This window comes from Xanthomonas sp. 4461 (genome assembly GCF_024806475.1).
GTDB lineage: Bacteria > Pseudomonadota > Gammaproteobacteria > Xanthomonadales > Xanthomonadaceae > Xanthomonas > Xanthomonas arboricola_F.
This window is the reverse complement of record NZ_JANTYV010000008.1, coordinates 35480-58623: the sequence shown is the minus strand read 5'-3', so window position 1 is coordinate 58623 and position 23144 is coordinate 35480. Positions and strand designations below refer to the sequence as shown.

Sequence of the window (23144 nt, the reverse complement as noted above, 5' to 3'; positions counted from 1 at the left end):
CTTTGCAGGCGGATGCGGTCTGGTAAAGCACGCTCCGGCTGCGCTTGGTCAGTGGCTGCATGGGCAGCCACGTCGCCGTGCACGCATCACGCAAACATGCCACGCACCACATCGGCATTGCTCTGCCCATCGGGATTGCCGACCGTGCTGTCGGAGGCAAGGTTCCAGCAACTCAGGTGCGCCAGTGCGTTGACCAGCGTGTAGGACAGATGCAGTTGGGTGACCGTGCCATAGAGCGGGAAATCGTCCACGCTTTGCAGATCCAGGTCGGCCTGCGTTTCATCCGGCAATTGCTTCCATCATGCCCGCACCAGATCGTTGTACACCCATAGCACCTCGACCGACTGCTGCGCAGGCACATTGAACCAGTCATTCGCCAGCACGCTCAGGGTCTGTCGCACCAGCAGCGAACCACCGGATTTCTTGGCCGCCAACAGCCCCTGTTTCAGTGCATCGAATGCGGCGGTGTCGAACACCTGGTTGTGCCGGAACATGCCATTGGCGTCCACGCACAATTGCTCGTCGGCGTATGCAGGGTAGCTACGGGTTTTGTCGCAGAACGGCTGCAGCCCGAACAGCGGCGGCAGGTCGTCGGCCACCACCGTCTCGCCCGATTCCGGATCGATGTTGACCCCTTGATCGGAGTTGACGAACACCAGCAGACGCGGAACGCCGCGCGCCAGCAGCGGCATGATGCCCAGGTTTTCCAGGTTGCCGCCGTCGGCGAAGCGGTAACTCAGCGTCGATTGGCTCTCACGACCATCGACCGGCCAGTACGGATACCGCGGCACCAGGCCATTGATCTCGGGAAACTTCTCTTCGAAGTCCTGCGCCGGCGCCATGCTGCTGCAGCCGGCGATATCGGCGAGGCTGAAGGCGCGTGGCGGCACGCTGGTGGTGACCTCGCCCGCACCGTTGTCGGCGATGTAATCGCTGCCCATCGCAAACGATTCGATCAAGCCTCCCCCGATGACGCCGAGTTGCTGCGGCTGGTTGAAGACGCTGCGCACGCCTAGAAACCAGTTGGCCTCGAACGGAACCAGATCCGAGCTCACGCTATCGTTGAGGAAGACCGAGGTATTGAAGATCGGCAACGGCCGCCCGTCGCGCACGGTGTAGAAGTCGTCGCTGGTCAGCTGCGGATTGCGCACCAGCGGGCCTTCCGCCAGATACTTCGCCGTGCCACTGAAATAACGCGGGTCGACGCCGGTGACATCCGGATTCCACAAGCCGAAATCCTTCAGCACCAGCTTGCCAATCACCGCCTGCCACATGTCCGAGGGCGCGTAGCGTTTGCTCAGCCGATACTTTGCCAGTTCATCGACGATCGGCAGCGTGCCAAGCCGATACGGCACCTGGCCTAGATTGCTGTCCCCCATCTGGCCCAGCACTTCCAGCGTGAGCGTTGACGGATCCAGCACTACCGGCCCCAGAAAGTCGTCGTCGCTGATCGACTCCGGCAGATAGCTGAACAGGACATTGGCCCACGTCCCGCCGGACACCGAGGAGATCGCGGCCACCTTGTCCAGCAGTCCCAGATAGCGCAACCCGCGCAGTTGGCCCAGCGCACACGACAGCGCACGACTGCCGCCGCCGGAGAGACAGATACCGACCGCAGTCGACGGCGTCTGGCCTGGAGGGGTGCCCAGTGGATCGATTACCACGCTGAATGTCGCCATGTATTCTCCCCGTGTGGTGCTTCACCGTTTCATATGCGTCGTCGCAAGCCTGGGGGCTTCGCATCCACGCGCTGCGCGATGCGCGCGCACAGCGGCGTGCCGAGCTGGATCCAGCAAGAGAGAGTCGAACACGAAAAGGCGTAAAGAACCCTGGCTTCAGTCATAGTCCGGCGCGTGGTTCGCACTGGCTCACTGATTTAACCGGGCGCAACAATTGGATGCCACCGGCATACCGGCAGGTGGCAACGCGGCAGCCATGCGGCGATCGCTGATTTGAAACGATGGCGGCAACGCAGGCAGCTTGGGCCGTTGCGTGGCGCTGGAGCATGCGTGGCGATCTGTACAACGGTGCGATGTGAGGTGGCGAGCACCTCACACCAGCGCGGGGAGCGTGCCGGGCTTAATCTGCCGACAGCGATCCCAGCGTAAAGCCGGACACGGCATTCACCTTGCCGCGCCAGAGCACACCACGGTTGCTGGGCAGCGGCTGTCCACCGGGTGAGAAGCAACGTGATTCGATCAGGTGAATGAACTGCGGCGGCTTGCTGCTTTGCTGCGCATCGTCCTCGGTGTCGTAGATGCTGGCGTGGCTGGCAAACGCGCGACGGATATCCTCTTTTTCCTCCGCATCGCCGGGATAGGCAGCAGAGAATTCCTGTGCAAATGCCTCGAAGTACTGCTTCCCGCTGACAAGCTGGCCGGACACGATGATGCCTTCGACAAACAGCGTGATGCCGAACTGCACGTTCGAGGTATTGACGGTGGCGACCAGCTTCTGCAGATACCAATCCACGCTCTGGCCGTCGAACGCCAGTTTGACGTCTTCCAGGCTCGGTTGATTGTCGTCTTGCTCTGTCATGTGGCTCTCCTTGGTGAAAGGTCTAACGCGTATGTCGAAATAAGCGTGACGACGTGCCTGCGCATCGCCCCGCATGCCCAAGAAAGCAAGTGCGTCCTGTCCAGTGAGTGACGCGGTTGGGTCCGCTATCGTCGCCTTGGAGAGCATGCCCAGAGTCTATGACATGTTTCCCTTGTTGGCCCGCCCTGGCTGGAGTCTTGATCCTCGGCGCTAGCGTGTGCTGCGGCACCACTGCATCATCCCGCGCACCACTGCTGGCGCCACAGGCCGGGCAAAAGATCTTGCATGTCGACCCTCACGTCCAAGTTGAGTCGACCCCGCAGAGCGAAAGATCGAGCGAACTTACTCGTCACGAGGCTTGCGGATTGGGTGGCTGCAATGGATGCAACGAGTGGCAAACGGATGGGCGAATGCGATCCAGAATGTATCGATATGAGCAACATGCTTGTGGCAGTTGCGACAACGATAGAAGGTAGAGGCATAGCCGAGGATAAAAGAAAGCATTACAACAAAAATCCCATGATCCCTGCCTGATATAAGCAGGGCAGCCCCAAGCGTCAGTGTGAGAAAGAAGGTGATGCGAAGCACCGCAAAGAAATGCCATGCAGCGCTAAGAATCTTCAAAGACTGTTTCATCGTAAATTTGGTTCAGGTTGAGCGCTTCCTTGGCCAACTAGGTATGACGCTATCATGAAGTTGCTTCGGGAAAAGCTGTTAAATGTGTGAAGCCATCACCACCCAGCCACCGCCCCATCCGATCGCGGATCGCTTGCCCCGCTGATCACGCCGTCGACCTCGTGGACCAATGCGCCAGCATGTCCCATCACCGAGGTATATGCAGGACAAAGCTCCACTGCATGTCCGGCATCGCGCAGTGCCTGCACCACAGCCGGGTCGAAGCGGTCTTCCAGCTTCAACGTGGTGCTGTCTTCGCCCCAGGTGCGGCCGAGTAGCCAGCGCGGTGCGGTGATGGCCTGCTGCAGCGGCATGCCGTAACGGGCGTAACGCGAGAACAGCGCTGCCTGGGTCTGCGGTTGCCCTTCGCCGCCCATGGTGCCGTAGGCCATGACGCGGCCGTCGTCGAAGGTGGCCAAGGCGGGGTTGAGGGTGTGGAACGGTTTGCGTCCCGGGGCCAGGGCGTTCCAGCCGTCGGGGGCGAGACGGAAGCTGCAACCGCGGTTCTGCCAGGTGATGCCGGTGCGTGGCAGGACCAGGCCGGAGCCGAATTCGAAGTAGGTGGACTGGATGCAGCTGACCGCGCGGCCATGCGCGTCGATGGCGCCGAACCAGACGGTGTCGCCGGCCTGCGATGGCTGCGGCCAGGGCAACGCGGTGGTCATGTCGATGCGAGCGGCCAGCGCATCGAGCGCGGCGCTGTCGTCCAGCAGCGCCTGTGCATCGAGCGACATCCAGGCCGGGTCGCCGATGTGCGCATCGCGGATCAGGAAGGCCTGTTTGGTGGCTTCGATCAATCCGTGCAGATGCGTGTAGCTGTCGGGCTGGCCGGCATGCAGGCGATCGAACAAGGCCAGGATCAGCAGCGAGGCCAGGCCTTGCGTAGGCGGTGCATGGTTGTACAAGCGCGCCCCCGTAACGGCCACCGATAGCGGAACGCTGGCCTCGGCGGTATGCGTTGCCAGGTCGTCGGCGTGCAGCGGGCTGCCGAGCGCCTGCAGATCGGCGGCGATGTCGGCCGCCAGCGCGCCGCGATAGAAACCGTCCAGCCCATCGCTTGCCAGCCGCTGCAGGGTGCGCGCGAGCTGCGGCTGCTGCAGCACCGCGCCTTCGTGCAGGGGCGCGCCACGCGGCTCGAAGATGCGCGCATACGCACCGGGCAGGCAGCGCAGTGCATCGCCCTTGCTGGCGGCAACCTGCGCACCGCCCAGGGTGACGGGGACACCTGTGTCGGCGTGATGGATGGCCTCTTGCAGCAACTGCGGCAAGGGAAGTGCGCCACCGCCGTGCTGCAGCGCCAGCGCCCAGCCGGAGACGGTGCCGGCCACGGTGTTGGCTGCGCCAGGGCCGCGCCAGGGGATCTGCGTGTGACCGCGATAGAAGTCCAGCGTGGCCGCCTGCGCGGCGCGGCCGCAGGCATCGATGGCGTGCACGCGGCCATCGGGCTCGTGGATCAGCCAGAAGCCATCGCCGCCGATGCCGGTCATGTGCGGATACACCACGGCCAGGCAGGCGGCGGTGGCGACAGCCGCTTCGATGGCGTTGCCGCCGGCACGCAGGATGTCACGACCGGCCTGCGCGGCCAGATGGTGCGGGGCGACGACCATGCCGCGGCGCGCGCGCAGGGTATGCAGCATCAAGGTGTCTCCGGTGGCGCGTTGAAGGCGAGCAGGCCGTCGCGCTCGAGTTGCGCGGCGAGTGCGAACAGGCGGTCTTCGCGGCCGGGTGCGGCGATCAACTGCACGCCCAGCGGCAGACGCCCCGGACGCGGCAACGGTGCGGCCAGCACCGGGCAGCCGGCCAGGCCGAGCGGTTGGGTGAAGATGCCGAGATTGGCGCGCGCAGACACGGGCAGGCCATCGATCACGATGGTGTCCTGATCGATCCGTGGCGCAATGCAGGGCACGGCGGGGGCGATCAGCACGTCCACGTCGTCCCATAGCTGTTGCATGGCTGCGCGAAACCACTGTGCCAAGCGCTGTGCATCGGCCACCGCGCTGGCCGGCAGCTGCAGGCCGGCGAACAGGCGGTCGCGCGTGGCCGGGTCGAATTGATCGCCGTGCGTGGCCAGCGCTGTGCGATGGCGATGGCCGCCTTCGGCCGCAGTGAGCACGAAGGCCGCGGCGCGGGCGCGTTCTGCTTCCGGCAATTGGATGTGCGTGGTGCTGTTGCAGGCGGTCAGCAAGGCGCCGATGCCGGCATCCAGCTCGGGATCGAGATTGCGCTGAAACCAGCCGCCGAGTCGGGCGATACGCAGGTTGGCGACGTTGCAATGACGCAGCGCATGGCCATGCATGACCTCGTAGACGCGGCGCAGATCGGCCACGGAGGTGGCGAACGGGCCGACCACATCCAGCGCATCGACGAACGGAAAGACCCCCTCCAGCGGCAACGCACCGTGGGTTGGGCGCAGGCCGTACACGCCGCACAACGCGGCCGGCACGCGGATGGAACCGTTGGTGTCCGAGCCCAGCGCAAACGGCACCAGCCCGGCCGCGACCGCCGCTGCCGAGCCACCCGACGAGCCGCCGGCCAGATGCCGGTGATCGTGCGGGTTGGCGGTGGTGCCGTAATGCGCGTTGACGGTGGCAAAGCCGTAGGCGAATTCGTCCATGTTGGCGGTGCCCACCAGCACCGCACCGGCATCGCACAGGCGCTGCACCACCGCTGCATCGCGGACGGCAGGGGCGCACTGCGCGCGGATCACCGCACCGGCGGTGGTGACCTGGCCGGCGACATCGAACAGGTCCTTGACCACGAACGGCACCCCGGCCAACCCACCGCCATCGCTGCCACCGGCCAGTGCGGCCTGCACCCGCGCCGCATCGGCAGCGGTGCGTGCGGGTAGCAGGCGGGTGATCGCGCACAACCGGTCGTTGGCCTGGTTGATGCGCGTCAGCGTCTGGGTGGCATGACGTGCGGCCAGCGTGGGCTGGCTGCGGGTGGTGCTGACGATCGCTGCGATCTGGCCGCGCGGGGTGGCTGCGTCCGGCGATGCGGGACGTGGAGCGACGAAATTGGTGAGTAATTGTGCGTGGCCGCGTAGGACCTCGCTATTGCGATCGATGCCGGCCTGCCACTGCGCTGGGAGTTGCATGGGTCACCTTGGGTTGCTGGGAAAGCGGCGGGTGTGCGGTGCTGGACCGCGGCAGCCTGCGGCTGTGGGGCCAGGCGACGCTGCGGACGCACGATCAAAGCACGCTGCGGCGGGAAAGTGCGGCGGTTTTGTCTCAGCGCGTCCGGTTCGGGCCTGCCGACCCATCCGATGGGGGAAGCATTGGGCGCAAGCGTGCCCGATAGGTGGGGAATGTCCGGAGTCCTGGCGGCATGTCGGTGAGACACTGCGCTGTGGTCGTGGGAAGCACTGCAGTACGGCGACGATGGGGCGGGCGTCGCATCACAGCAGCGTGCCTGGGTCGTGCGTTTGATGGGGATGGTGTCGGCCTCAGTTGCGTTGCGCCAGCAGCGTGCGCTCGTACTGCGCAAGATCGGTTTCCAGCTGCCATTGCAGACGTGCCTTTTCGCTGGCCTTGCGGAATTGGCTGCAGGCCGCGTCGTCGGTGTCGTGCTGCAGCGCTGCCGCACAGTCCGGCACGGCGGCGCCCTCGGCGGTCCACAGGCTGGCGCCGGGCAGGAAGCTGTAGGTCAGGCCATTGCGTGCCAGCTGCTTGAGGGTCGAGTAGTCGATGGCTTGCTCCTGCATCGCGCGCTGATACTCGTACGTCATGTCCGCACGCGAGACGCCGGCATCATCGGTGGAAAGCACCACCGGCACACCGGCGCGCAGATACATCGCCAGCGGATGCGCGGCGCCCTTGACGCCCAGAATCACATCGTTGCTGGTGAGGTTGACCTCCACCGCGACCTGTTTGCCGTGCATCTGTTGCAGCAGCCCATTGGCATCGTCTTCATAGGGCAGGTCCACCCCATGTCCGATGCGCCGCGCCCCGGCGTCCACGGCCTGGCGGATATGCGAGCGCAGCTGCGCCGGCGGCACCAGCCCCAGCGTCAGCTCGCCGGCATGCAGGGACAGCGGCACCCCCGGATAGTGCGTGGCGAAGAAGCGGAACATCGCCATGTGCCGGGTGTAATCGGCCAATGCCACCGGGTTGTCCTCGGGCGCGACGATGTTCACCGCCACTGCGCGGCTGCCGCCGGCAGCGATCAGCGCATGCGCCAGCGCCATCTGCCCGAACACCATCGGTTGCGGCAGGACGCGCAGCACATACGGCACGTAGCGGTAGCTCACCCGGCAGCCGGGGCGCGCATCGGCCTGGTCGCAGCGCAGGACGCGGCGCACCTGCGTGTCGGTGGCAGCCAGCTCGCGTTGCGCGGCCTGCACCAGCGGCGGCAGGGCGTCCTGCAGGGCGCGCAGGTTGGCGGCATCGTCATCGCCATTCCACGGCAGCGACTGCATGCGCTGTGCGGCCTGCGCCATCTGCGGCGGGTTGGCGATGATCTCCACATACGGCACGCGGTCGCGTGCGGCCTGATCGAGCACTGCGGCCACGGTGTCTGCCACACGCGCACGCACTACCGCGTCGAACTTGCCGAAGGTGCTGAAGAACTGGTCATGCCCGGTGGGTTGGCTCGTACTGGGCAGGAACTTGCGCATCGACAACGCATCGACCACCCGGCCGTACAAGTCTGCATTACGCGCAGCCAGGCCGCGGGCGGGCTCCTGGCCCTTGCCGCACGGCGCGGCGCGCAGGCTCAGGTCGTCCAGCTGCACGCAGGCGCCGTCTTCGCTGGCCCAGTGCAGATAGTTCTCGGCATACACCGAACCGGAGAGGTGGTTGTGCAGGTCGCCGCCCTTGGGCATGGCCTGCAGCCATGCGCGCAATTGCGCAGGTTGCGCGGCCGCGTCCCGAAACAGCTGCGCCACCTGCTGCTCGCGTTGTTGCGCAGGCGCCTGCACCGGGCGTGCGAGCGTCATGCCGGGCAACAGGGTGCACAAGCCGAGGATCAGACAGCGATAACGATGTGGCATGCGGTGAGCTCTGAGAGTGAGACGGCGGCGTTGCGCCGCCGCCGGTTGCGATGCAGCTTGCCGCGCGGCGCGTTGGGTGGCCAGTGGGAGGAGCAGAAAACTCCCGCGGCGCCTCGCTCACTCCAGCGCATAGCGCAGCACGAACAGGCCGGCAATCGCCCAGGTGGCCGGATGCACGGCACGCCAGCGGCCGCTGCCCAGCTTCAGTGCCGCATAGGTGATGAAGCCGAAGGCCAGGCCGGTAGCGATGGAGTAGGTGAGCGGCATGGCCAGCATGCAGATCGCGGCCGGTAACGCGTCGCCGACGTCGTCCCACTGGATCTGCGTGCACTCGCGCAGCATCACCGATGCCAGGTAGATCAGCGCCGGAGCGGTGGCATACGCCGGCACCATCGCCGCTACTGGCGAGAACAGCAGCGCCAGCAGAAACAGCGCTGCCACCACCAGTGCGGTGAGCCCGGTACGCCCACCCACCTGTACACCGGCAGCGCTCTCCACGTACGCGGTGGTGCTGGAGGTGCCGAGCAGCGAGCCGGCCAGGATGGCGGTGCTGTCGGCGAGCAGGGCGCGGTCGAACTGGCGACGGTGCGTGTGTGTGTGCAATAGGCCGGCGCGCTGGGCCACGCCCATCAAGGTGCCGGTGGCATCGAACATTTCCACCAGCACGAACACCAGCACCACGTGCAGCACGGCGGTCAATGCGCCACCGCTGCCATGGCCTTGCAAGGCGCCGGCAATGTCCAGCTGCAGCAGCGTCGGCGCCAGGCTTGGCGGCAGCGACAGCACGCCCTGGTAGTGCACCAGACCCAGCGCCAGTGCCGCGACGGTGACCGCCAGGATGCCAAGCAACATCGCTCCGCGCACGCGGCGCACCTCCAGCACGCCGATCAGCAGCAGCCCCGCCAGCGCAAGCAAGGGCTCGGGCCGATGCAGGTCGCCCAGGGTCACCAGCGTCTGCGGATGCGCCACCACCAGGCCGGCCTTCTGCAAGCCGATCAACGCCAGGAACAGGCCGATGCCCGCCGCAATCGCGCTGCGCAACGGGGCCGGGATGCCGTCCACCAGCCAGCGCCGCGCGCCGGTGACGCTGAGCAGCAGGAACACGCAGCCGGATACGAACACCAGCCCCAGCGTCTGCTGCCAGCTGTAGCCAAGCGTGCCCACCACGGAGAACGCGAAAAATGCATTCAAGCCCATGCCCGGCGCCATGCCGATGGGGTAGTTGGCCAGTACGCCCATCAGCAGCGAGCCGAGCGCGGCAGCCAGGCAGGTCGCCACGAACACCGCGCCGTGCTCCATGCCGGTGGTGGCCAGAATGTCGGGGTTGACGAAGACGATGTAGGCCATCGTCAGGAAGGTGGTGGCGCCGGCCAGGACCTCCGTGCGCACGCTGCTGCCATTGGCAGCCAGCGCAAATCCGGGCCAGCGCCTCATCGGACGCTCCGGCAACGGTGGGGGAGGGCGATCACACACACGACCATCGGCAGACATCTCATTGGCACAGGGGGGGGCCGCGCGGTCGCTGCGCAGACGCGCGGGCCGAACATCTTGCACTGCGCAACGGCAATTGCCACGGACCTTGGGCACGGAATGCGCGGCCAGCGCAATGCCTGTGTGCAGCGCAGTGGCATGATCGCCAGCGCCTGGCGCGGCTGCGCCCGCGTTGCCTTGTGCATGCAGCAACCGCATCGTGCAAGACGATGCGCGGCCCGCGCCCATCCAACAGGCCACTGCAACGTTGGCGGCTGCTTCGCGCTGCAGCGTGACCGGCATCAGCCACCTGCGCGCCCGCTGTCGTCCTGTCTGCGCAGGCGCAACACACGCACAGCGCTCAAAGATCCAGCACCAGGCGTGACGAACGGCTGCGCGAGCAGCACAGCGTGATCTGGGTGTTGGCGGCGTGCTCGCTGTCGCTGAGCACGCTGTCGCGATGATCCGGGGTCCCGGCAAGCACGCCGGTCAGGCAGGCGCCGCACATGCCTTGCTCGCACGATAGCGGTACCTCGATACCGGCAGCGAGCAAGGCGCTGGCGATGCTGCAATCGGCCGGCACCTGCACCACGCGACCACTGGCAGCCAGCTCCACCTCGAAGGCGCTGTCGGCGTCGTGCGCAAGGCCGGCATTGGCGGCAGCGAAGTGTTCGCGGTGCAGCTGCGCGTCAGCCCATCCATGCGTCCTGGCCAGCTGCGTGAAGTGGTCCATGAACGCGGCCGGCCCGCACAGATACAGTTGGTCGTGCGCGCCTGCCTGGACAAGCGCGTCGGGCACATGCACGCGCGGGCTTTGCCCGCCATCGCTCAAATGCACATGCACCTGCCCGTGGGCGAAGCCTTGTTGCAGCCGCTGCACGAAGGCCACGTCGGCATGCCGGCGCGCGTAGTAGTGCAGCACGAATGGCTCGCCGCGCACCTCCAGCGCCTCGGCCATCGACAGCAGCGGGGTGATGCCGATGCCGGCGGCGAGCAGCACATGCCGCTCGCCCGGATGCAGCGGGAACAGATTGCGCGGGCTGGAAATCTGCAGGCGATCGCCGGCGCTGAGTTGCTCGCACAGGTGTCGCGAGCCGCCGCGCGAGGCATCGGCCAATTTGACGCACAGCAGATAGTGATCGCGCACATGCGGCGCGCTGGCGATCGAATACTGGCGGATCAAGCCATCGGGCAGGTGCAGGTCCACATGCGCGCCGGCCTCGAACGCGGGCAACTCGCTGTCGATCGGCTCCAGCCGGATCGCACGCTGGCGGTGGCCTTGCTCGGCCACTGCGGCCACACGCACTTCATGCAGGCTCATGGCGCGCTCCTTGGCGGTCAACGCAGAAAGAAGTCGCTATAGCCCTGGCTGCGCAGGCCACGGCGGTAGGCGATCGAACTGCGATCGGCCGGGATGTGCACCTCCAGCAGCGGGTCCAGCGGCAGGTATTCGGGGCGCTGCGCCTCGACCATGGCGCGGTCTTCCTCGAACACGCGCAGGTTGAAGGCGTGCACGTCCTCCACCGGCAGATGGGTGTCGAAATTGCGCGCGATCGGCACCAGCAAGCGGGTCTTGTGCTTGGACACCGGGCTGGCCGCGTTCATGATCACCAAGCGCTTGCCAGGCACCGGGAAGTGGATGGTGAGCGTTGCGGTGAACGGCAGGTGCACCTCGAAGTGGCGCAGCCACTGGAAGCCGGGGTCCACGTCCGGCAGCGGCATGTCCACCGAATAGTTCGCCACGCTGCTGAGGTAATCGGCGTTGAAGCCGGTCGGCGTCTCGGTGGTGGTGTAGGCCGGAACCTCGCGCTTGTCCGGCTGGGCAAAGGTGGCGGTGTGCACGAAGGCGAAATGCGCCACGTCGATGAAGCCTTCCAGCTGGCGCGCGGCGCTGCCGCCGATGTCGAAGGCCGGGCAGACGATCTGCTGAAAGCCTTCTTCGTCCCAGCCGGGCATTGGTGGAATCTGCACCTCGGCTTCGCTCACGCCGGCCGGCTTGGCCAGGCATACCCAGATCAAGCCGTAGCGCTCGGCCACCGCATAGGTGTGCAGGCGCATCTTGGCCGGGATGTTCTGATTGGGACTGGCCGGGATGTGATTGCAGCGCCCGCCCGCGCCGAAACGCAGCCCGTGGTAGGCGCAGACCACGCCGCCGCCATCGGCGGTGCCCATGCTCAGCGGCACGCCGCGGTGCGGGCAGACATCGCGCGCGGCCACCAGCTCGCTGCCCAGCCGGTACAGCACCAGCGGCTCGTCCAGCAGGGTGGCCTTGAACGGCGCCTCGCTCACCTCGCTGCTCAGTGCCACCGCGTGCCAATGCTGGGCCAGGCGTTGCCAGTCGGCGGCTTCGAAGGTGCAGTGCAGCGGCAGGGCGGGGACGGCGACATCCATGGGGCGGTCTCTGGCGTGAGGCGGGAGCGGTGCCGGATTGACTCTAGGAAGCCGGGGGTGTGTTATCAAACATCGATTTTCAGCCAAGCCATTGCAAAAAATGCAACGCCAACCGGGCTCTGCCACATGCTGACCTTTTCCCGCTTCACCCGTTATTTCATCGAAGTGGCCCGCTGCGGCAGCATCCGCAAGGCCTCGGAGGTGCTGCATGTGTCGGCCTCGGCGATCGACCGGCAGATCCTCAAGGCCGAGGAAGAGCTGGGCGCGCAGCTGTTCGAGCGCCTGCCCGGCCGGCTGCGGCTGACCGCCGCCGGCGAGCTGTTGCTGGTGGATGTGCGCGGCTGGGAGAAGGCCTACGCGCGCACCCTGGAGCGTTTCGACGAGCTCAAGGGGCTGCGCCGCGGGCACGTGGAGATCGCCATGATCGACGCGCTCAGCGAGGGCGTGGTGCCGGCGGCGGTGGCCGCGCTGGTGCAGGAGTACCCCGGCATCACCTTCAACCTGTCCACCGCGCGCAACCAGCGGGTGATGGAAATGGTGACCTCGGCCGACGTGGACATCGGCCTGCTGCTGGACCCGGTGAGCAGTGTGGACCTGGAGGTGCGCGCATTTGCGGATATCCCGCTGGGGATTGCCATGCCGGTGGGCCACCCGTTGAGCACGCGCACCGAGCTGCAGCTGAGCGAGACGCTGGAGCACCGGTTGCTGCTGCCGGCCGCGCCGTTGATCGTGGGCGAGCACGCCAAGGTGCTGTACCAGCGCCAGCATATCGACGTGAAGCGGCTGACCCATTGCAACGACGTGCGCACCTTGCGCGGGCTGGTGCGCGCCGGTGCGGGCGTGGGGCTGATGTCGTGGCTGGACGCCGCGCCCGACGTGGCCGACGGTCGACTGGCGTTCGTGCCGTTCCGTCAGCACCTGACCAAACCGATGACGCTGGCCTTGTGCGTGGCCCCGCAGCGTCAGCTCTCGCGCTCGGCGCAGCTGGCGATCCAGGCGCTGGCGGCGAAGATCGATGCGATGGCGGTGCCGGTGGTGGGCTGAGCGTGCTGCGCAAGCGGCCCTCACCCCTGCCCCTCTCCCGCAGGCGGGAGAGGGGAAAGGCACGGCGTTCGCGCAGGCTGATGGCATGCAGGTGTCGCGGACCGCATGCAGATCCCGCCATGCAGATCCCGTCATGGAGAACCTGTCGTGGCGATCCAGATCCCGTTGTGGATGTCCCTTCTCCCGCCTGCGGGAGAAGGTGCCCGCAGGGCGGATGAGGGCAACGTCCACCCAGTACAATCGCATCTGCTCTTTCAGGCGACACCCGCACCATGCAGTTGATCGATATCGGCGCCAACCTCACCCATGATTCCTTCGATCGCGACCGCGATGCCGTGCTGCAACGCGCACGCGAGGCGGGTGTGGCGCAGTTGGTGATCACCGGCGCCAGCCGCGAGCATTCGCCGGTGGCCCTGCAACTGGCGCAACAACATCCCGGATTCCTGTATGCCACCGCCGGCGTACACCCGCATCACGCCGTGGAATTCACCGCCGAGTGCGAGGCCGAAATGCGCACCTTGCAGGCGCATCCGCAGGTGGTGGCGGTGGGCGAATGCGGGCTGGATTACTTCCGCGATTTCGCGCCGCGCCCGGCACAGCACAAGGCCTTCGAGCGCCAGCTGCAACTGGCTGCCGACAATGGCAAGCCGCTGTTCCTGCATCAGCGGGATGCGCACGAAGACTTCCTGTCCATCATGCGCAGCTTCGAGGGCAAGCTGGGGGCGGCCGTGGTGCATTGCTTCACCGGCACGCGCGAAGAGCTGTTCGCCTATCTGGACCGCGATTACTACATCGGCATCACCGGCTGGCTGTGCGACGAACGCCGCGGCGCGCATCTGCGCGAGCTGGTACGCAATATCCCCGCCAACCGTTTGATGATCGAAACCGACGCGCCCTACCTGTTGCCGCGCACGCTCAAGCCCATGCCCAAGGATCGCCGCAACGAGCCGATGTTTCTGTCGCATATCGTCGAAGAACTGGCGCGCGACCGCGGCGAAGACGTCGCGGTGACCGCCGCCAACAGCACCGCTGCGGCACGTGCGTTTTTCCGTTTGCCGGCCGCTCAACCGGACAGCTGAAGACACACTCGGGCCTCGGCTGCCGCATTGGCGAACTGGCGCAACGCGGAAGGGAGCGGGCTGGCGATCGATACCATCGCGTGCTGTTGCGTGCATGCACTGCGCTGCCGCATCGGTGGCGCAGTGCATGGCGCGATGGCAGCAAGCGGACCTGCGGCGCTCGTCCACCAGCCCGGCAGCGGGCAGGGCATGCATGGCGGAAGTGGCACCGATCCGGCTCGATAGCGCGTTGAAATACGACGCCCGCGCGTTGCCGTCGCTTACGCAGCCAGCAGTTCCCAGCCCTGCGCATCGCGTAGCCGCAGGCCCGGTTGCGGTGCATCGACACAGACCCGCAAGCCGTCGGCCCACGGCAGTTGACGCTGTTGCGGGAACCAGCGCCGGCGCTGGTCCACCACGATCAACAGGCCATGATCGTCGCCCAGCGCGGCAAAGCCCTCCACGGCCGGCGCAAACGGCTGTACGCCAAAATGATGGGCCACGCTGCTGGTCACTGCATCGACATCATTGCTGGGCAAGCCGATTTCGCTCAGGCACAGCAATTCTTCGCCGTGGAACTCGCCCTTGCCGGTCGCCACATCGTGCAGCGCAGCGCGCGCGATCAGCTCCAGCACCGCACCATCCGGGCCGGCGAAATACACCGACTGCGATTGCCACACCCCGTCCAGGGCGAAGCGCTGGCGGCCCTGCGGGTCGGCGAGCAGCGTGGCGCGTGCGCCGATCCATCGCGCTGCGGCCTCGAAGCGTGAGGGCGCGACATTGAAGGCCAGATGCACACTGCCGACCGGATGTTGCGCCTGCACGCAGTCCAGCGTGGTCCAGCCGATGTGGACGGTGTCGCCGTGCAGCGGCAGCTGCAGCACATCGCGATAAAAACGCCGGGTCAGTGCCGGATCCAGGCAGGGCAGCAGGAGATGACGAAGATGCATGGCACTCGGATCGATGGAAGAGGCCCGCATTGAACAACCTCAATCGTAGTTGAGGTCAAGCGCTGCCACTGGAAGTCGGCGCAGATGCTGCTGCGTCGTGTCAGGCTGGGCGGGCTGCGCGTCGTCGGTCGTGGCGATGAGTTCTCGCAGAGCGACATCTTGCGGTGGCGTGTGCACCTGCAATTACGGCGATGGCCTTGGATCGATCGATCTCGCCTGCCATCCTGATCGGGGCGTGGCTTTTCGCACGTGCAGCGTGCACTGATGCGTTCAGGCAAGAGCGTGACATGACACGGTGCACCGGTAACGTTGTCCTTCGATCAGGGGCCGACCAGGCGCGGCAAACAGAACTGCTGCGCTCACTGCCGGGCGAGCACGGCCGCTGCTCGGGGCGGCGTGGATCACTCGGACAACCGTGCTGCCTGTGCGCCATCCACACCCAGCTCACGAGTGCTCGCCACGGTTGCGCAGCCGCTTGTCGGTGCGTACCCATGCTCCCCGCAATGTGAGATGCAGTCAGAACCGGCGCATCCAGCACGCCACCACCGCGCAACGGTCATTGCCCAACCGCCGGGATCACGCATGCCAGCTCCACCAGTGGCGATCACTGGCTTACCTCATCGGCAGTGATCAGTTCCGCCAGCGCCCATAGATGTCGCACCAGCGGAGCGCTGTCCAGCGCGCCCGGCGCAACCGCCAGGGCCAGACGGGCCAGCGGCATGCGCCCTTCGATATCCAGGTAGCGCACCCCGGGACGCTGCAGTTGTGCGGTGGAGGCGGGCACCACCGACACGCCCAGTTCGGCGGCGACCAGGTTGATAATCGACGACATCTGCGGCGCCTCCTGGGTGATGCGCAAGGTCACGCCCGACTCGCGGCAGGCGGCGAGGATTTCGTCGTACAGGCTGGAGCCGAAGCTGCGCGGAAACAGGATGAACGGCTCGCCCGCCAGCGCCGCCAGCGGCGCGCTGTTGTGGGCCGCCAGCGGATGCGCCGCCGGCACCGCGATCTTCATCGGCTCATCGGCAAAGCGCAGCAGCTGCAGGTCCGGTGGCGTGCTCAAGCCGTAGCGGACGAATGCCGCATCCAGGCGGCCATCGGCCAGGCCCACCAGCAGGCTGGCGGTGTTGGTTTCTTCCAGCAGCAGTTCCACCTGCGGCCATTGCCGGCGGAAATCGCGGATCAGGCGCGGCACCACCGGACTGAAGGCGGCCGAGGCGGTGAAGCCCATGCGCAAGCGGCCGGATTCGCCGCGCGCCACACGCCGGGCGGTTTCGGCGGCGCGCTCCACATCGGCCAGCACCCGGCGCACTTCGCCGAGAAAGGCCTCGCCGGCTGGCGTCAGCTCCGCACCGCTATGGGTGCGGCGGAACAGCGGCGTGCCCAGCTCGCGCTCCAGCGTCTGGATCTGCTGGCTCAGCGGCGGCTGGCCGATACCCACCCGGGCAGCGGCACGGGTGAAATTGCCTTCCTCGGCAACCGCCAGGAAATAGCGCAGGTGACGCAACTCCATGGTATCTGTTCTGCATATGGAAACTGCCAGCATCATATATTGGACAGGGGGTGGTCGCAGGCGAATACTTCCCGTCCCCGGTCTCATCCAGATACCCGTGCCTGCTTCCGACTCTCGCTCCAGCGCCCCGCCGGCCACTGCCGCCGTTCCCGAGATCGCTGCGCCCGCCACCGGCCGCATCCGGCTGGCCTTGTTCCTGGCCGGCTTTGCCACCTTCTCGCTGCTGTACAGCGTGCAGCCGGTGTTGCCCGAGTTCGCGCGGGTCTTCGGCGTGGATGCGGCGGTCGCCTCGTTGCCGCTATCGCTGGCCACCGGCGGGCTGGCAGTGGCGATCTTCTGCGCCGGTGCGGTCTCGGAAAACCTGGGGCGGCGCGGCTTGATGTTCGCCTCCATCGCGCTGGCTGCGGTGCTCAACCTGGTCTCGGCGTTCCTGCCGCACTGGGGCGCGCTGGTGGTGGTGCGTACCCTGTCCGGTATCGCGTTGGGCGGCGTGCCCGCGGTGGCGATGGTGTACCTGGGCGAAGAACTGCCGGCCAACAAACTTGGCGCGGCCACCGGCCTGTACGTGGCCGGCAATGCATTCGGCGGCATGACCGGGCGCATCATGATGAGCGTGCTGACCGACCACACCGATTGGCGCACCGCACTGGCGCTCTTGAGCGGATTCGACCTGCTGTGTGCCTTCGCATTCGTGTGGCTGCTGCCGCCGTCGCGCCATTTCGTGCGCCGGCATGGGGTCAACCTGCGGTTCCATCTGCGTGCCTGGGCGGGGCATCTGCGCGATCGCAACCTGCCGTGGTTGTTTGCGTTGCCGTTTCTGTTGATGGGCGTGTTCGTCAGCCTCTACAACTACGCCGGGTTTCGCTTGGGCGGGCCGGAATTTGGCCTGAGCCAGAGCCAGATCGGCATGATCTTCAGCGCCTATGTGTTCGGCATCGTCAGCTCATCGGTGGCTGGGGCCGCGTCGGATCGCTTCGGCCGTGGGCCGGTGGTCAGTGCCGGCATCGTGCTGTGCGTGCTCGGCGTGGCATTGACGCTGGCGCATGCGCTGGCGCTGGTGGTGGGCGGCATCGTGTTGCTGACGATCGGCTTTTTCATCGCGCATTCGGCGGCCAGCGCCTGGGTGAGCCGGCTCGGCGGCGCGCACCGCAGTCATGCCGCCTCGCTGTATCTGCTGGCCTATTACGCCGGCTCCAGCGTGATCGGTGCGCTCGGCGGCTGGTTCTGGCAACACGGCGGTTGGGCCGGGCTGGTCGGCATGTGCCTGACCCTGCTGGTGCTGGCGTTTGCCGCCGCGCATGTGTTGCGCCAGCGCGCCGACGACGCACGCCCGTATGGCCGGTTTGCGCCGCATCCTGCGCGTGGCGAATGACATGCAGATCGAGCGGCTCGACCATCTGGTGCTCACCGTTGCCGACGTGCAAGCCACCTGCGATTTTTATGCGCGCGTGCTCGGCATGCAGGTGGTGAGTTTTGGTGAAGGGCGACGTGCGCTGGCCTTCGGGCAACAGAAGATCAACCTGCACGCCGCCGGGCGCGAGTTCGAACCCAAGGCGCGGTTGCCGACGCCCGGATCGGCAGACCTGTGCCTGATCACCACAACCCCACTGCAGCAGGCGCAGGACCACATCGCCGCTGCCGGTGTCGCCATCGAGCAGGGGCCGATCCAGCGTACCGGCGCAACCGGCGCGTTGTTGTCGGTCTATTTCCGCGATCCGGACGGCAACCTGATCGAGGTCAGCAACCTGCTGTAGCGGCCGATTGCTGTGCCGTGTGTGCGCTGTGCGAGGTGGCAGGTGGCGCGATGCAAGCAACCTTCTAGCGTGCCCGCTTGCTGCGCGCCGTCTGCGCTGCAGAAGGCGGCGCGGCGATCGCATCGGCCGCACCCTGTGCCAGGGTTTCCAGCAGGCGCCCACGCCGCCGTTCCAGATCGGCCAGCTGGCGCTCGATCTGCTGCAGACGCGCGCGATACGCAGGTGCGGTTTCCGGACACATCTGCGCGCCTTCCACCAGGCGCATGCAATCGGGAAACCGGAGAATGTCGTCCAGGCTGAAGCCAGTGGCGATCAGCCGCTGGATCTGCCGCACCTGTGCAACGCAGGCAGCGGGAAACACCCGGTAGCCATTGGCGCTGCGCGCGGACGTCAGCAGGCCGCGCGTGTCGTAGTGACGGATCGAACGCACGCTGGCGCCGGTCTGCAGAGCCAGTGCGCCAATGCGCAGCGGGGGTTCGGGAGGCGTTGCCATGCGCCAAGCATACGTTGCAAGCACTGCTTGACCCTCACATTGGTGTCAGGCTGGAGGATGGACGCTCTCATTGCCTGGAGCTCACTTCGATGCCTGTTCGCTTCTTCCCGGTCATCGGCATGCTGCCGCTGCGCTACGCGCTGGCTTGCCTGTTGCTGTTTTCTTCAACGCTGGCCGCGGCGGTCACCCCTGCTTCGCGCAGTTACGCCGTAACCGCGCCCGATGGCGTCACCCTGGCCGTGCAGGAGCACGGCGCCAGCGATGCTCCGGCGATCGTGTTCGTGCACGGCCTGCTCGGTAGCCGCATCAATTGGGACGCGCAGCTGGCCGATGCGCGCCTGCAAGGCTATCGATTGATCACCTACGACCTGCGTGGGCACGGCTTGTCCGGCAAGCCGACTGCAGCGTCGGCCTATCGGGACGGCATGCGCTGGGCCGACGATCTTGACGCCGTGCTGAAAGCGGCAAAGACGCCAGACGCGGTGCTGGTCGGTTGGTCGCTGGGCGCAGCCGTCGTCACGAACTACCTCGCACGTTACGGCGATGAAGGGCTTGGCGGGGTGGTGTATGTCGACGGCGTGATCGAATTCCGCGCGGAACAGCTGGGCTCGCATCCGGCGATCTATCGCGATCTGGTCTCCGACGACTTGCGCACGCATCTGCAGGCGGTGCACGACTTCCTGCGGCTGTGCTTCGCCACCCAACCGTCTGCGCCGGTCTTCGAGACATTGCTGGCCAACGCATCGCTGGCCTCCTGGGACATGCAGCGTGCCGTGCAAGGCATGTCGATCGATCTCGCCGGCCTGCAGCGCACGCGCCTGCCGGTGTTGCTGGTGTATGGCGCGCGCGATGCGCTGGTGACTGCCGAGCCGACGCTGGCGCGTGCACGGCAATTGCAGCCGCGTGCGCAGACGCGTCTCTACCCGGATGCAGGCCACGCGCCATTCCTGGAGGACAGCGTGCGTTTCAATCGGGACCTGGTGCAGTTTGTCGATCAGGCACAGGTTGCACGCTGAGCGACAGTGACCGCGTCCCTGGCCTGCAGCAACAGGACGGCTGAACCAACTGCGTGGACGCGGCCCGATGCTGTATCGTCTTCATGGATGCATCCAGTCCGGCGCGTGGTGCGTACAACGGTTTGATCCGCACGCTGCGGCCACCCTGCGTCATGCGACAGTTCGACGCACTTCGCGCAAGTCGCACGGTGACGGCCGTCGACGCCGCGCCGCAGCGGGCGAACCGCTTGCCGTTGGCGCAACGTGATCCCATCGCTTCCGGAATGGCCAGATGACCGCTGTCCCTACCCAAGACCACCGCGCGCTGCAGGACTTCATCGAGCGCCACCAGCGCCTGTTCGTGCTCTCCGGCGCCGGTTGCAGCACCGACTCGGGCATTCCCGATTACCGCGATCTGCAAGGCGGCTGGAAGCGTCCGCAACCGGTGACGTTCCAGGCGTTCATGGGCGAGCTGTCCACGCGCCAGCGCTATTGGGCGCGCAGCCTGGTCGGCTGGCCGCGTTTCGGGCTGGCGCAGCCCAATGCCACCCACCACGCACTGGCCGCGCTTGAAGCGCGCGGCCAGCTGGAACTGCTGCTGACCCAAAACGTCGATCGCCTGCATCAGGCGGCCGGCAGTCAGGCGGTGATCGACCTGCACGGCCGGCTCGATGTGGTGCGTTGCATGGGCTGCGAGCAGCGCATGCCGCGGACCGAGTTTCAGCTGCTGCTGGAGCGAGACAACCCCGGCTGGGTCGCGCTGGACGCGGCGCAGGCGCCCGACGGCGATGCGGATTTGGACGACGTCGCCTTCGAGACCTTCGTGGTGCCGCCGTGCCCGGCATGTGGCGGCGTGCTCAAGCCGGACGTGGTGTTCTTCGGCGAGAACGTGCCGCGCGAGCGTGTGGAGCGTGCCTTCGCGCACTTGCAGGCCGCCGATGCGGTGCTGGTGGTGGGTTCGTCGTTGATGGTGTATTCGGGCTTTCGCTTCGTGCAGACTGCCGCGCGCAACGGCCTGCCGATCGCCGCGCTCAATTTCGGGCGTACCCGCGCCGACGACTTGCTCAGCCTGAAGGTGGAGCAGTCGTGCGCGCAGGCGCTGGCCTTCCTGCGGCGGCCGCCTGACCCGCTGCAGAGTGTGCCGGGCAGGTACGACAGTGCGCGCTCTGCATGACGCAGTGATCCATCGCAGCGGTTGTGCGGCGGCGCGCGGCGCAGTGCAATGGGCACCCCCACCTCGCGCCTGGATGTTGCCTTGAGCCAGTTGTTCACCCCCATCGCCTTCGGCCCGCTCGCGCTCGCCAACCGCATCGTGATCGCGCCGATGTGTCAGTACTCCGCACAGGACGGCCGCGCCAGCGATTGGCATCGCATCCATCTGGGCACGCTGTCGCAATCGGGCGCGGGCCTGTTGATCCTGGAGGCCGCTGCGGTGCTGCCGGAAGGGCGCATCAGCTACGCCGATCTGGGCTTGTACGACGACGCCACCGAGCGGGCGCTGGATGAGGTGCTGCAGTCGGTGCGGCGCTGGTCGCCGATGCCGGTGGGCATCCAGCTCGCGCATGCTGGCCGCAAGGCGTCGACCGATGTGCCGTGGAAGGGCGGGCAGGCCATCGCCCCCGATCACGCGCATGGCTGGCAGACCGTGTCTGCCTCGGCGCAGCCGTTCCAGCCGGGCAAGCCCGTACCGCAGGCGCTGGATGAGGCTGGGATCGATGCGGTGGTTGCCGCGTTCGTCACTGCGGCAACGCGCGCCGAACGTCTGGGTCTGGATCTGATCGAGCTGCATGCCGCACACGGGTATCTGATGCATCAGTTCCTGTCGCCGCTGAGCAATCAGCGCAACGATGCCTATGGCGGTTCGCTGGAAAACCGCATGCGCTTGACGTTGCGCATCTTCGATGAGGTGCGTGCGGCGGTGTCCGGGCGCATCGCGGTCGGCGTGCGCATCTCGGCCACCGACTGGGTGGAGGGCGGCTGGGATCTGGAGCAGAGCATCGCCTTGTCAAAGGCGCTGGATGCGCGCGGCGCGCATTACATCCATGTCTCCAGCGGCGGACTGGATCCGCGCCAGCAGATTCCGGTGCAGGCCGGCTATCAGATCCCGTTTGCGCAGGCGATTCGTGCGCAGGTCGCCACGCCGGTGATCGGCGTGGGCCTGATCACCGAGCCGGCGCAGGCCGAGGCGATCCTGCAGGACGGCCAGGCCGACGCAATCGCGCTGGCACGCGGCATCCTGTACGACCCGCGCTGGCCGTGGCATGCCGCCGCCGCGCTGGGTGCATCGGTCACGCCGGCCCCGCAGTATCTGCGTTGCGAGCCGCGCGATGCACGCGGCGTGTTCGCCAGCTGACGCACGCCACCGACGTCATACCGAAGAGGACGCACACGCATGCCGATAGGATTTCTGGGACTGGGCACGATGGGCCTGCCGATGGCGCACAACCTGCTGCGCGGCGGCTTCGAGATAAGTGTCTGGAACCGTTCGCCAGAACGCGCGCGCAGCCTGCGCGATGCCGGGGCGACGGTAGTGGATGCGCCGGTGGGCGCGGCGTGCGGCCCGCTGTTGTTCTCGATGCTGGCCGACGATGCCGCGGTCCGTCAGACCGTGCTGGACGGCGGCGTGCTGGACGCATTGCCGGCCGGCAGCGTGCACGTCAACATGGCCACCATCTCGGTGGCGCTGGCGCACGAGTTGACCGCACTGCATGCCGAGCGCGGCATCGCCTACGTCGCCGCGCCGGTGCTTGGCCGCGTCGACGTGGCCGAGGCCGGCAAGCTCAACATCCTGGCTGCTGGCGATGCTGCGGCGCTGGCGCGGGTGCAGCCGATGTTGGATGTGCTGGGGCAAAAGACCTGGCACATCGGCGATGCCCCGGAGCAGGCCAACGCGGTGAAACTGGCGGCCAATTTCTGCCTGGCCAGCGCCATCGGCGCCATGGCCGAGGCCAGCGCACTGGCGCGCGGGCATGGCGTGGACGCCACCCAGTTCCTGGGGATGCTCACCACCACCTTGTTCGCCGCACCTGCGTACCAGGGCTACGGCAAGCTCATCATGCAGCGCCAGTACACACCGGCCGGCTTCACCGCCACGCTGGGGCGCAAGGATGTGGACCTGGCCATCCAGGCCGGCGCCGACAAGCAGGTGCCGATGCCGTTGGGCGAACTGTTGCGCGCCAGCCTGGACCAGGCCATCGCGCACGGCGACGGCAACGCCGACTGGGCCGTGCTGGCAGAGGTGTCGGCGCGGCGGGCGGGGCAGGCCTGATCGCG

Annotated in this window: 21 protein-coding genes; 8 read left to right on the top strand and 13 right to left on the bottom strand. The window is 66.9% G+C overall.

Going from position 1 to position 23144, the window contains the following annotated elements:
* Positions 1 to 86: 86 nt before the first annotated feature.
* From FHY19_RS21555 to FHY19_RS21510, 10 genes are all read right to left on the bottom strand, one after another.
* The gene (locus FHY19_RS21555) at positions 87 to 290 is read right to left on the bottom strand and encodes a hypothetical protein (RefSeq protein WP_259168505.1); all 204 of its coding nucleotides are present in this window, start codon (positions 288 to 290) and stop codon (positions 87 to 89) included.
* A gap of 9 nt (positions 291 to 299) precedes the next feature.
* Entirely contained in the window at positions 300 to 1679 is a 1380-nt protein-coding gene (locus FHY19_RS21550) for a hypothetical protein (protein ID WP_259168504.1), read from the bottom strand.
* Positions 1680 to 2079: 400 nt separating this feature from the next.
* Positions 2080 to 2538 (bottom strand): gas vesicle accessory protein GvpU, encoded by a 459-nt coding sequence (gene gvpU, locus FHY19_RS21545; RefSeq protein ID WP_259159405.1) that lies wholly within the window; start codon positions 2536 to 2538, stop codon positions 2080 to 2082.
* 342 nt (positions 2539 to 2880) lie between these two features.
* The gene (locus FHY19_RS21540; RefSeq protein WP_259168502.1) at positions 2881 to 3174 is read right to left on the bottom strand and encodes a hypothetical protein; all 294 of its coding nucleotides are present in this window, start codon (positions 3172 to 3174) and stop codon (positions 2881 to 2883) included.
* A 95-nt stretch (positions 3175 to 3269) separates the two neighbouring features.
* Positions 3270 to 4850, bottom strand: coding sequence for a gamma-glutamyltransferase (locus FHY19_RS21535; RefSeq protein WP_259168500.1), 1581 nt, complete (start codon positions 4848 to 4850; stop codon positions 3270 to 3272).
* Positions 4850 to 6310 (bottom strand): AtzE family amidohydrolase, encoded by a 1461-nt coding sequence (locus tag FHY19_RS21530; protein ID WP_259168498.1) that lies wholly within the window; start codon positions 6308 to 6310, stop codon positions 4850 to 4852. The genes FHY19_RS21535 and FHY19_RS21530 overlap by 1 nt, the downstream gene beginning before the upstream one ends.
* A 348-nt stretch (positions 6311 to 6658) precedes the next feature.
* Positions 6659 to 8203, bottom strand: coding sequence for an adenosine deaminase (locus FHY19_RS21525; protein WP_259168496.1), 1545 nt, complete (start codon positions 8201 to 8203; stop codon positions 6659 to 6661).
* Positions 8204 to 8320: 117 nt separating this feature from the next.
* On the bottom strand, positions 8321 to 9637 hold the full coding sequence (locus FHY19_RS21520) for an NCS2 family permease (RefSeq protein ID WP_259168494.1): 1317 nt from the start codon (positions 9635 to 9637) through the stop codon (positions 8321 to 8323).
* A 397-nt stretch (positions 9638 to 10034) separates the two neighbouring features.
* Positions 10035 to 10994 carry a PDR/VanB family oxidoreductase gene (locus tag FHY19_RS21515; protein ID WP_259168493.1) on the bottom strand — a complete coding sequence of 320 codons (960 nt, stop codon included), beginning with the start codon at positions 10992 to 10994 and terminating at the stop codon, positions 10035 to 10037.
* Between the two features lie 17 nt (positions 10995 to 11011).
* Positions 11012 to 12064: an aromatic ring-hydroxylating dioxygenase subunit alpha gene (locus tag FHY19_RS21510; RefSeq protein ID WP_259168491.1), complete on the bottom strand. Its 1053-nt coding sequence runs from the start codon at positions 12062 to 12064 to the stop codon at positions 11012 to 11014.
* A gap of 126 nt (positions 12065 to 12190) precedes the next feature.
* Between FHY19_RS21510 and FHY19_RS21505 the strand changes: the two genes are divergently transcribed.
* Together FHY19_RS21505 and FHY19_RS21500 are read left to right on the top strand one after the other, a co-directional pair.
* Positions 12191 to 13108 (top strand): LysR family transcriptional regulator, encoded by a 918-nt coding sequence (locus tag FHY19_RS21505; protein ID WP_046962928.1) that lies wholly within the window; start codon positions 12191 to 12193, stop codon positions 13106 to 13108.
* 272 nt (positions 13109 to 13380) lie between these two features.
* Positions 13381 to 14187 carry a TatD family hydrolase gene (locus tag FHY19_RS21500; RefSeq protein ID WP_259168489.1) on the top strand — a complete coding sequence of 269 codons (807 nt, stop codon included), beginning with the start codon at positions 13381 to 13383 and terminating at the stop codon, positions 14185 to 14187.
* A gap of 260 nt (positions 14188 to 14447) precedes the next feature.
* On the opposite strand, the gene FHY19_RS21495 is transcribed toward FHY19_RS21500, so the two are convergent.
* Both FHY19_RS21495 and FHY19_RS21490 read right to left on the bottom strand, forming a co-directional pair.
* Positions 14448 to 15116, bottom strand: a complete 669-nt coding sequence (locus FHY19_RS21495) for a hypothetical protein (RefSeq protein ID WP_259168486.1) — start codon at positions 15114 to 15116, stop codon at positions 14448 to 14450.
* Between the two features lie 604 nt (positions 15117 to 15720).
* Complete coding sequence (locus tag FHY19_RS21490) at positions 15721 to 16629, bottom strand: LysR family transcriptional regulator (protein ID WP_259168485.1); 909 nt, start codon at positions 16627 to 16629, stop codon at positions 15721 to 15723.
* A gap of 97 nt (positions 16630 to 16726) precedes the next feature.
* Here FHY19_RS21490 and FHY19_RS21485 point away from each other — a divergent pair, with 97 nt between their 5' ends.
* Together FHY19_RS21485 and FHY19_RS21480 are read left to right on the top strand one after the other, a co-directional pair.
* Positions 16727 to 18001 (top strand): MFS transporter, encoded by a 1275-nt coding sequence (locus tag FHY19_RS21485; protein WP_259168483.1) that lies wholly within the window; start codon positions 16727 to 16729, stop codon positions 17999 to 18001.
* A 1-nt stretch (position 18002) separates the two neighbouring features.
* On the top strand, positions 18003 to 18383 hold the full coding sequence (locus FHY19_RS21480; protein WP_259159685.1) for a VOC family protein: 381 nt from the start codon (positions 18003 to 18005) through the stop codon (positions 18381 to 18383).
* A gap of 64 nt (positions 18384 to 18447) precedes the next feature.
* Here the strand turns inward: FHY19_RS21480 and FHY19_RS21475 are convergent, their stop codons facing one another.
* Positions 18448 to 18876, bottom strand: a complete 429-nt coding sequence (locus tag FHY19_RS21475) for a MerR family transcriptional regulator (RefSeq protein ID WP_259168481.1) — start codon at positions 18874 to 18876, stop codon at positions 18448 to 18450.
* 89 nt (positions 18877 to 18965) lie between these two features.
* Here FHY19_RS21475 and FHY19_RS21470 point away from each other — a divergent pair, with 89 nt between their 5' ends.
* From FHY19_RS21470 to FHY19_RS21455, 4 genes are all read left to right on the top strand, one after another.
* Entirely contained in the window at positions 18966 to 19892 is a 927-nt protein-coding gene (locus tag FHY19_RS21470; RefSeq protein ID WP_259168478.1) for an alpha/beta hydrolase, read from the top strand.
* A 271-nt stretch (positions 19893 to 20163) separates the two neighbouring features.
* Positions 20164 to 21045 (top strand): NAD-dependent protein deacetylase, encoded by an 882-nt coding sequence (locus FHY19_RS21465; RefSeq protein WP_259168476.1) that lies wholly within the window; start codon positions 20164 to 20166, stop codon positions 21043 to 21045.
* A 48-nt stretch (positions 21046 to 21093) separates the two neighbouring features.
* The gene (locus FHY19_RS21460) at positions 21094 to 22224 is read left to right on the top strand and encodes an NADH:flavin oxidoreductase/NADH oxidase (RefSeq protein ID WP_259168475.1); all 1131 of its coding nucleotides are present in this window, start codon (positions 21094 to 21096) and stop codon (positions 22222 to 22224) included.
* Between the two features lie 39 nt (positions 22225 to 22263).
* Positions 22264 to 23139, top strand: coding sequence for an NAD(P)-dependent oxidoreductase (locus FHY19_RS21455; RefSeq protein WP_259159381.1), 876 nt, complete (start codon positions 22264 to 22266; stop codon positions 23137 to 23139).
* Positions 23140 to 23144: the final 5 nt, after the last annotated feature.

Bases quoted from the DNA above. Each gene is read 5' to 3' on its own strand.
- FHY19_RS21550 (WP_259168504.1), bottom strand. From the start codon at position 1,679: ATGGCGACATTCAGCGTGGTAATCGATCCACTGGGCACCCCTCCAGGC.
- FHY19_RS21510 (WP_259168491.1), bottom strand. From the start codon at position 12,064: ATGGATGTCGCCGTCCCCGCCCTGCCGCTGCACTGCACCTTCGAAGCC.
- FHY19_RS21520 (WP_259168494.1), bottom strand. From the start codon at position 9,637: ATGAGGCGCTGGCCCGGATTTGCGCTGGCTGCCAATGGCAGCAGCGTG.
- FHY19_RS21505 (WP_046962928.1), top strand. From the start codon at position 12,191: ATGCTGACCTTTTCCCGCTTCACCCGTTATTTCATCGAAGTGGCCCGC.
- FHY19_RS21500 (WP_259168489.1), top strand. From the start codon at position 13,381: ATGCAGTTGATCGATATCGGCGCCAACCTCACCCATGATTCCTTCGAT.
- FHY19_RS21535 (WP_259168500.1), bottom strand. From the start codon at position 4,850: ATGCTGCATACCCTGCGCGCGCGCCGCGGCATGGTCGTCGCCCCGCAC.
- gvpU (WP_259159405.1), bottom strand. From the start codon at position 2,538: ATGACAGAGCAAGACGACAATCAACCGAGCCTGGAAGACGTCAAACTG.
- FHY19_RS21525 (WP_259168496.1), bottom strand. From the start codon at position 8,203: ATGCCACATCGTTATCGCTGTCTGATCCTCGGCTTGTGCACCCTGTTG.
- FHY19_RS21495 (WP_259168486.1), bottom strand. From the start codon at position 15,116: ATGCATCTTCGTCATCTCCTGCTGCCCTGCCTGGATCCGGCACTGACC.
- FHY19_RS21530 (WP_259168498.1), bottom strand. From the start codon at position 6,310: ATGCAACTCCCAGCGCAGTGGCAGGCCGGCATCGATCGCAATAGCGAG.
- FHY19_RS21475 (WP_259168481.1), bottom strand. From the start codon at position 18,876: ATGGCAACGCCTCCCGAACCCCCGCTGCGCATTGGCGCACTGGCTCTG.
- FHY19_RS21470 (WP_259168478.1), top strand. From the start codon at position 18,966: ATGCCTGTTCGCTTCTTCCCGGTCATCGGCATGCTGCCGCTGCGCTAC.
- FHY19_RS21540 (WP_259168502.1), bottom strand. From the start codon at position 3,174: ATGAAACAGTCTTTGAAGATTCTTAGCGCTGCATGGCATTTCTTTGCG.
- FHY19_RS21465 (WP_259168476.1), top strand. From the start codon at position 20,164: ATGACCGCTGTCCCTACCCAAGACCACCGCGCGCTGCAGGACTTCATC.
- FHY19_RS21490 (WP_259168485.1), bottom strand. From the start codon at position 16,629: ATGGAGTTGCGTCACCTGCGCTATTTCCTGGCGGTTGCCGAGGAAGGC.
- FHY19_RS21455 (WP_259159381.1), top strand. From the start codon at position 22,264: ATGCCGATAGGATTTCTGGGACTGGGCACGATGGGCCTGCCGATGGCG.
- FHY19_RS21460 (WP_259168475.1), top strand. From the start codon at position 21,094: ATGGGCACCCCCACCTCGCGCCTGGATGTTGCCTTGAGCCAGTTGTTC.
- FHY19_RS21480 (WP_259159685.1), top strand. From the start codon at position 18,003: ATGCAGATCGAGCGGCTCGACCATCTGGTGCTCACCGTTGCCGACGTG.
- FHY19_RS21515 (WP_259168493.1), bottom strand. From the start codon at position 10,994: ATGAGCCTGCATGAAGTGCGTGTGGCCGCAGTGGCCGAGCAAGGCCAC.